A 7,614-nucleotide genomic window follows, 5' to 3' on the forward strand; every position below is an offset into this window, starting at 1 on the left:
GGGCCGGCCGCGGCGGCGCAGGCCGGGCGCCAGGCGTCGTCGCCCCGCGGCCCGAGCACGAGCACGCTCGGACCCGCTCCCGACACGACGGCGGCGCGGCCGTCGGCGCGCAACCGGTCGACGAGCCCGACGGTCTCGGGCATCGCGGCGGAGCGCTGGCGCTGGTGCAGGCGGTCCTCGGTGGCGGGCAGCAGCAGCTCAGGGCGGGTGGTGAGCGCGTGCACCAGCAGGGCGGCCCGGGCGCTGTTGGCTGCGGCGTCCTCGTGGGTGACGCTCGCCGGCAGCACCGACCGCGCGTGGTGGGTGGCCAGCCGGCTGGTCGGCACGAGCACCAGCACGGCGACGTCGGGGTGCGGCTCGAGGCGCACGGCGCGGGGGCCGTCGGCGTCGGTCCAGGCCAGGGTCAGGCCGCCCAGCAGCGCGGCCGCCGCGTTGTCGGGATGCCCCTCGAGGTCGGTGGCGAGCGCCAGGAGGCGGTCGTCGTCCAGGACGTCGCCCGTGAGCCCGCGCGCTGCGACCAGGCCCGCGACGACCGCAGCCGCGCTCGAGCCAAGACCACGGCCGTGCGGGATCTCGTTGCGGCACAGCAGGTCCAGCACGACGTCGGCGTCGTGACCAGCCGCCGCCAGCCCGACCCGAACCGCCCGGACGACGAGGTGCTCGTCCCCCTCGCCGACCTCGCCGGCCCCTTCGCCGACGACCTGGACCCGGGCCCCGGGCGCGCCGCCCAGCCGCACCTCGACCTCGTCGTGCAGGCCGAGCGCGAGGCCGAGGCTGTCGAAGCCGGGCCCGAGGTTGGCGCTGGTGGCGCTCACGCGCACGCGCACGGACGACGGCGGCACGGCTCAGCCGTCCAGGCCGAGCGCACCCGCGGCGGTGACGGCGTCGACCGGCACGCGCACGGGCGTGACCTCGCTGCCGTCGGCCGCGCGCAGCGCCCACTGCGGGTCCTTCAGGCCGTGCCCGGTCACGGTGCAGACCACGACCTGCCCGGGCTCGAGGCCGCCGGCCTCGTGCACGGCCAGCAGCCCGGCGACCCCCGCGGCCGACGCGGGCTCGACGAACACGCCCTCGCGGCTCGACAGCAGCCGGTGCGCCGCCAGGATCTGCTCGTCGGTGACGGCGTCGATGCGGCCGCCGCTCTCGTCGCGGGCGGCCTCGGCCTGCTGCCACGAGGCCGGGTTGCCGATGCGGATCGCGGTGGCGATCGTCTCGGGCTGGTCGACCGGGTGGCCCTTGACGATGGGAGCGGCGCCGGCGGCCTGGAAGCCCCACATCCGCGGCGTGCGGGTGGCCGGGCCGGGCTGCGCGGCGTCCGCGGTGTACTCGGTGTAGCCCTTCCAGTAGGCCGTCACGTTGCCCGCGTTGCCGACCGGCAGGCAGTGGACGTCGGGCGCGTCACCGAGGGCGTCGACGACCTCGAAGGCCGCGGTCTTCTGCCCCTCGATGCGGTACGGGTTCACCGAGTTGACCAGCTCGACCGGGTAGGCCTCGGCCAGCTTGCGGGCCAGGGTGAGGCAGTCGTCGAAGTTGCCGTCGACCTGCAGCAGCGTCGCCCCGTGGGCGATCGCCTGGCTCAGCTTGCCCATCGCGATCTTGCCGTCGGGCACCAGCACGCCGCAGGCCATGCCCGCCGCCGTGGCGTAGGCGGCGGCCGACGCGGAGGTGTTGCCGGTGGACGCGCAGATCACCGCGCGAGCACCGAGCTGCGCTGCGCGGGTGATCGCGGTGGTCATGCCGCGGTCCTTGAACGACGCGGTGGGGTTCATGCCCTCGACCTTGAGGTGCACCTCGCAGCCGGTGAGCTCGGACAGGTGCCGCGCGGGCACCAGGGGCGTGCCGCCCTCGCCGAGCGTCACGGCCGGCACGTCGGCGTCGAACGGCAGCCGGTCGCGGTACTCGTCGACGACCCCGCGCCACTGGTGGGCCACTACTCCCCCTCGACCCGCATGACGCTCGCGACGGCCTGGACGACGTCCAGCCGGCCGAGCTCGTCGACCGTCGCCGACAGCGCCTCGTCGGTCGCCTGGTGGGTCACCACGACGAGCGCGGCGCGCGGTGCGGCGTCGCCCTCGCCCGGGTGCAGCTGCTGGCGCACGGTCTCGATCGACACCTCGTGCGCCGCGAAGACCTGCGCCACCTGGGCCAGCACGCCCGGCTTGTCGGCGACGTCGAGGCTCACGTGGTAGCGGGTGCGGGTGCGCCCCATGGGCAGCACCGGCAGGTCGGCGTACGACGACTCGCCGGGACCCCGACCGCCGAGCACGCGGTGCCGCGCCACCGAGACGAGGTCGCCCAGAACCGCACTGGCAGTAGGCGCTCCGCCCGCGCCGGGGCCGTAGAACATCAGCTCGCCGGCGGCCTCGGCCTCGACGAACACCGCGTTGAACGCGCCCCGCACGCCCGCGAGCGGGTGGCTGCGCGGCAGCATCGCCGGGTGCACGCGCACCGAGACGCCCTCGTCCGAGCGCTCGCAGATCGCCAGCAGCTTGACCACGCAGTCCATCTCGCGAGCGGCCGCGACGTCAGCGGCGCTGACCTCGGTGATGCCCTCGCGGTAGACGGCCGCCGCCGGCACCCGGGTGTGGAAGGCGAGCGAGGCGAGGATGGCCGCCTTGGCCGCGGCGTCGAAGCCCTCGACGTCCGCGGTGGGGTCGGCCTCTGCGTACCCGAGCTCCTGCGCCTGCTCGACCGCCTCGGCGAAGCCGGCTCCGGTGGTGTCCATTTGGTCGAGCACGTAGTTGGTGGTGCCGTTGACGATCCCGAGCACCCGGACGACGCGGTCGCCCGCGAGCGACTCGCGCACCGGCCGCACCAGCGGGATCGCCCCGGCCACTGCGGCCTCGAAGTACAGGTCGACGCCGTGCCGGTCGGCCGCGGCGTAGAGGGTGGGGCCGTCCTGCGCGAGCAACGCCTTGTTGGCCGTGACCACCGAGGCGCCGTGCTCCATCGCCCGCAGGACCAGCGAGCGGGCCGGCTCGATGCCGCCGATGACCTCGACGACGACGTCCGCCCGGGTGACCAGCTCGTCGGCGTCGGTGGTGAACAGGCTCTCGTCGACGCCCGTGGCGGCGCGGTCGCGGCCGGTGCGGCGGACGGCGACGCCGACCACCTCGAGCGGGCGACCGGCGCGCGCGGCGAGCTCCTCGGCGTGCGAGGTCAGCAGCCGGGCGACCTGGGTGCCGACGACACCGCAGCCGAGCAGCGCGACGCGCAGGGGTGGGGTGCTCACGACCGCATCATGCCGGGTGCCGCGTCCGCACCGGCGGCGCGGTCCGTGATCCGGACCCTCACCCGACGTCCAGGGCGAGCAGGTCGTCCTCGGTCTCGCGGCGCACCAGCACCCGCACCTGGCCGTCGCGCGCGGCGAGCACCGGCGGCCTCGGCGTGTGGTTGTACTGGCTGGCCATGCTGCGGCAGTAGGCGCCCGTGCCGGGCACGGCCAGCAGGTCGCCCGGGCCGACGTCGCCGGGCAGGAACTCGTCCTTGACCACGACGTCGCCGCTCTCGCAGTGCTTCCCGACGACGCGGGAGAGCACCGGGTTGGCGTCGGACCGGCGTCCGGCCAGCGTGGCCGAGTAGTCCGCGTCGTACAGCGCGGTGCGGATGTTGTCGCTCATGCCGCCGTCGACCGCGACGTACCGGCGGGCTCCCCCGCCGTCCAGGCCGACGTCCTTGACGGTGCCCACGCGGTAGAGGGTGAACGTGCTCGGACCGGCGATCGCGCGGCCCGGCTCGACCGAGATGCGCGGGACGTCGACCCCCAGCGCGGCGCACTCCTGGCCGACGATCTGGGCCAGCCCGGCCGCGAGGTCGGCGGGCGGCATCGGGTCGTGCTGGGTCGTGTAGGCGATGCCGAAGCCGCCGCCGAGGTCGAGCTCGGGCAGCACCACGCCGTGGTCTGCCGCGACCTCGGCGTGCAGCCCCAGCACCCGGCGGGCCGCGATCTCGAAGCCCTGGACGTCGAAGATCTGCGACCCGATGTGCGAGTGCAGGCCGCGCAGCTCGAGCTCGGGCCGGGCGAGCACGCGCGCGACGGCGGCCTCGGCCTGCCCCTCGGCGAGCGACAGCCCGAACTTCTGGTCCTCGTGCGCGGTCGCGATGTAGGAGTGCGTGTGCGCCTCGACGCCGACCGTGACCCGCAGCAGCACCGGGGCGCGCACGCCGCGCTCGGCCGCGAGGTCGGCCACCCGGTCGACCTCGCCCGGCGCGTCGACCACGATCCGCCCGATGCCGGCGTCGAGCGCCCGGCCGATCTCGGCGTCGCTCTTGTTGTTGCCGTGCAACCCGATCCGCGCCACCGGCACGCCGGCCCGCAGCGCCACGGCCAGCTCGCCACCGGTGCAGGTGTCGAGGCTCAGGCCCTCGTCGACCACCCAGCGTGCGACCTCGGTGCACAGGAACGCCTTGCCGGCGTAGTAGACGTCCGCCCCGCCGCACAGGTCGGCGAACGCGGCGTCGAACGCCTGGGCGAACCCGCGGGCCCGGGCCCGGAAGTCCAGCTCGTCGACGACGTACGCGGGCGTGCCGTGCTCGGCCGCGATCGTGTCGACGGCGACGTCGGCGACCTTCAGCCGGCCGCACGAGCTGCCGCGGCGCACGGTGCGCGCCCACAGGTGCGGCACGAGGTCGTTGACGTCGTCCGGCGGGCGCAGCCAGGACGGCCCGTGGTAGCCCTCGGCGTGCAGGGCACCGGCCTCGTGCGCCCGCACTACATCTGCTCCGGCGCCGAGACCCCGAGCAGGTCGAGCCCGCGGGCGAGCACGGTGCGGGTCGCCTCGTTCAGCCACAGCCGCGTGCGGTGCAGGTCGGTGACCTCCTCGTCCGCGCTCTCGGGCCGCACGCGGCACTCGTCGTACCACTTGTGGTACGCCGCGGCGAGGGTCTCGAGGTAGCGGGCGACGCGGTGCGGCTCGCGCAGCTCGGCGGCCTGGGCCACCACGCGCGGGAACTCGCCGAGGGCGCCGAGCAGCACCGACTCGCTCTCGTGGGTCAGCAGCGAGGGGTCGAAACCGTCCTCGCGCCGGACGCCGTCCTCGGCCGCCAGCCGCGACATCCGGCTGATCCGGGCGTGCGCGTACTGCACGTAGTAGACCGGGTTGTCGTTGGTGCGCTGGCGCAGCTGCTCGCCGTCGAGGTTGAGCGGCGAGTCGGCCGGGTAGCGCGCGAGCGAGTACCGGACGGCGTCCGACCCGATCCACTCGATCAGGTCGCGCATCTCGATCATGTTGCCGGCCCGCTTGGCCATGCGGGCGCCCTTGATGCTGATCAGCTGGCCGATCAGCACCTCGATGTTGTGCTCGGGGTCGTCGCCCGCGCACGCCGCGATGGCCTTGAGCCGGCCGACGTAGCCGTGGTGGTCGGCGCCGAGCATGTAGACCTTCTCGGGGAACCCGCGGTCCTTCTTGCTCAGGTAGTAGGCGGCGTCGGCGGCGAAGTAGGTCGGCTGGCCGTCCTTGCGCACCAGCACGCGGTCGCGGTCGTCGCCGAAGTCGGTGGTGCGCAGCCAGACCGCGCCCTCGTCCTCGAAGACGTGGCCCTGCTCGCGCAGCCGCGCCACGGCCTGCTCGACCGCGCCGCCGTCGTGCAGCGACCGCTCGCTGAACCACACGTCGAAGTGCACGCCGAACGACGCCAGCACCTCGCGGATCTCGGCCAGCTGCGCCTGGTAGCCCAGGTCGCGCGCGAGCTCCAGCGCCTCGTCGTCCGGCAGCTCGAGCAGGTCGGGACGCTCGGCCAGCACGGTGCGCGACAGCTCGACGACGTACTCGCCGGGGTAGCCGTCCTCGGGGGCGGGCTCGCCCTTGACCCGCGCCAGCACCGTGCGCGCGAACTTGTCCATCTGCGCGCCGGCGTCGTTGACGTAGTACTCGCTGGTGACCGTGGCGCCGCTCGCGGTCAGCAACCGGCGCAGCGAGTCGCCGAGCGCGGCCCAGCGGGTGTGCCCGATGTGCAGCGGGCCGGTGGGGTTGGCCGAGACGAACTCGAGGTTGACGACGTGGCCCTCGAGCGCGGCGTTCTGCCCGTACGCCGCGCCGGCCTCGACGACGGTGCGCGCGAGCTCGCCCGCGGCGCCCGCCTCGAGCGTGATGTTGAGGAACCCCGGGCCGGCGACGTCGACCTTCTCGACGCCGTCGACGTCGGCCAGCCGCCGGGCCAGGACGTCGGCCAGCGCCCGCGGCGCGACCCCGGCGCCCTTGGCCAGCTGCAGCGCCAGGTTGGTCGACCAGTCGCCGTGGTCGCGGTTGCGCGGGCGCTCGACCCGGACGTCGTCGGGCACGGCCGCGCTGACCTCGCCGGAGGTCACGGCGTCGGCCAGCACGCCACGGATGGACAGGGACAGCTGCTCGGGGGTCACCGGTCAAGGCTACCGGCGCAGGTCAGTGGACCCGACCGGCGGAAGCGAGCACCCCGACGATGGCGACCAGCTCGTCGGGGTCGAACGGCTTGGCGATGAAGGCGTCGACGCTGGCCTGCTCGGCCTGCGCGCGGTGGTGGCGCTGCACCGAGGCCGTGACCATCACCACCGGCAGGTGCTCCAGCCGCGGGTCGCTGCGGATCATGCCGACGGTCCACCACCCGTCGCGGCGCGGCATCAGCGCGTCGAGCGTGACGACGTCCGGCAGCTCGTTGCGCGGGTCGCTCAGCAGGTCGAGCGCCTCCTGGCCGTCGTGCGCCTCGACGACGTCGTAGCCCTCGAGCTCGAGGTTCATGACGATCAGCGAGCGCACCGAGTCGGTGTCGTCGCAGACCAGCACGCGCGGGGACGACAGCGCGCTGACGGCCCGGCGTCGCCGACCCCGCCCCTCGTGCGTCGTCATGCGCCCAGCGTAGGCGCGTGACGGTCGTGGCAGGTGTGGCGCCCCCGGCAGGATTCGAACCTGCGCCCCCGCCTCCGGAGGGCGGTGCTCTATCCCCTGAGCTACGGGGGCTCGGGAGCCACGAGGTTATCAGCCCACGAGGGGCCTGCTCGCACCCGGCCGAGCGCTCGGAGCTACTCGCCCTCGGCGAACTCCCAGTGCCACGGCTCGGGCTTGCTGCCGCCCGGCTGGGCCCAGTCGGGGTTGACCCAGCCGAAGGCCGGGGCGTTCTTCAAGAACCAGTCGCGACGCTCGCTGCCGACCTGGTCTGGACCCTTGCAGACGTCGACCGCGAGGCCCCAGCCGTGCTCGCTCGTGCCCGGTCGGGCGGCCAGGCCCGGCTTGCGCGCGGCCACGCTGTACTGCGAGGACAGCGAGCGGTAGGAGTCGGTGAGGCACAGGTCCTCGCCGAACCGGCCCTTGTAGACCTCGTTGAGGCGGATCAGCCGCACGGCCGCGTCGGCCCGCAGGCGGTGCGGCGAGGCGAAGGGCAGCAGGCACAGCTCGGACGTCGGCAGCTGGCCGTTGGCGTACTGCGCCGCCGGCACCTTGCCGCTGCAGCCGCCGATCGGTCCGCGCTCCTGCGAGCGGGACACCGCGACCATGCGGAACGCCTTGTCGGTGTCGTCGCCGAGCACGCTGGACGACGACTGTTGGTCGCTGACGGCGCGCGGCTCGGAGTCCAGGGCACCGACGGCGGCGGCGCGCGGGCCGAACGCGGCGCTCGCCTGCTCGCCGACCTGGTCGCTCGCGC

7 protein-coding genes and 1 tRNA gene are annotated in these 7,614 nt (G+C 74.8%); all 8 read right to left on the reverse strand.

Annotation, left to right across the window (positions count from 1 at the left end; genetic code table 11):
- The coding region (thrB, locus tag ACYVJ4_RS12975) for a homoserine kinase (RefSeq protein ID WP_460460551.1) at positions 1 to 842 on the reverse strand (842 nt) is incomplete at its 3' end.
- 3 nt (positions 843 to 845) lie between these two features.
- A complete protein-coding gene (gene thrC, locus ACYVJ4_RS12980) occupies positions 846 to 1,931 on the reverse strand; it encodes a threonine synthase (RefSeq protein ID WP_460460552.1) in 1,086 nt (361 codons plus the stop codon).
- A complete protein-coding gene (locus ACYVJ4_RS12985) occupies positions 1,931 to 3,232 on the reverse strand; it encodes a homoserine dehydrogenase (protein ID WP_460460553.1) in 1,302 nt (433 codons plus the stop codon). Before ACYVJ4_RS12985 ends, thrC begins: the two co-directional genes overlap by 1 nt.
- Before the next feature lie 58 nt (positions 3,233 to 3,290).
- Positions 3,291 to 4,712 carry a diaminopimelate decarboxylase gene (gene lysA, locus ACYVJ4_RS12990; protein WP_460460554.1) on the reverse strand — a complete coding sequence of 474 codons (1,422 nt, stop codon included), beginning with the start codon at positions 4,710 to 4,712 and terminating at the stop codon, positions 3,291 to 3,293.
- Positions 4,712 to 6,358 carry an arginine--tRNA ligase gene (gene argS, locus ACYVJ4_RS12995; RefSeq protein ID WP_460460555.1) on the reverse strand — a complete coding sequence of 549 codons (1,647 nt, stop codon included), beginning with the start codon at positions 6,356 to 6,358 and terminating at the stop codon, positions 4,712 to 4,714. The genes lysA and argS overlap by 1 nt, the downstream gene beginning before the upstream one ends.
- Before the next feature lie 22 nt (positions 6,359 to 6,380).
- Positions 6,381 to 6,821 carry a response regulator gene (locus ACYVJ4_RS13000; RefSeq protein WP_460460556.1) on the reverse strand — a complete coding sequence of 147 codons (441 nt, stop codon included), beginning with the start codon at positions 6,819 to 6,821 and terminating at the stop codon, positions 6,381 to 6,383.
- 36 nt (positions 6,822 to 6,857) lie between these two features.
- Positions 6,858 to 6,932, reverse strand: a tRNA-Arg gene (locus tag ACYVJ4_RS13005).
- A 62-nt stretch (positions 6,933 to 6,994) separates the two neighbouring features.
- A partial coding sequence (locus tag ACYVJ4_RS13010; protein WP_460460557.1) for a M15 family metallopeptidase occupies positions 6,995 to 7,614 on the reverse strand: 620 nt, incomplete at its 5' end.

The sequence above is a fragment of the Angustibacter peucedani genome, assembly GCF_054779595.1.

Coding starts and splice junctions, on each gene's coding strand:
- ACYVJ4_RS13000 (WP_460460556.1), bottom strand. CDS start 6,821: ATGACGACGCACGAGGGGCGGGGTCGGCGACGCCGGGCCGTCAGCGCG.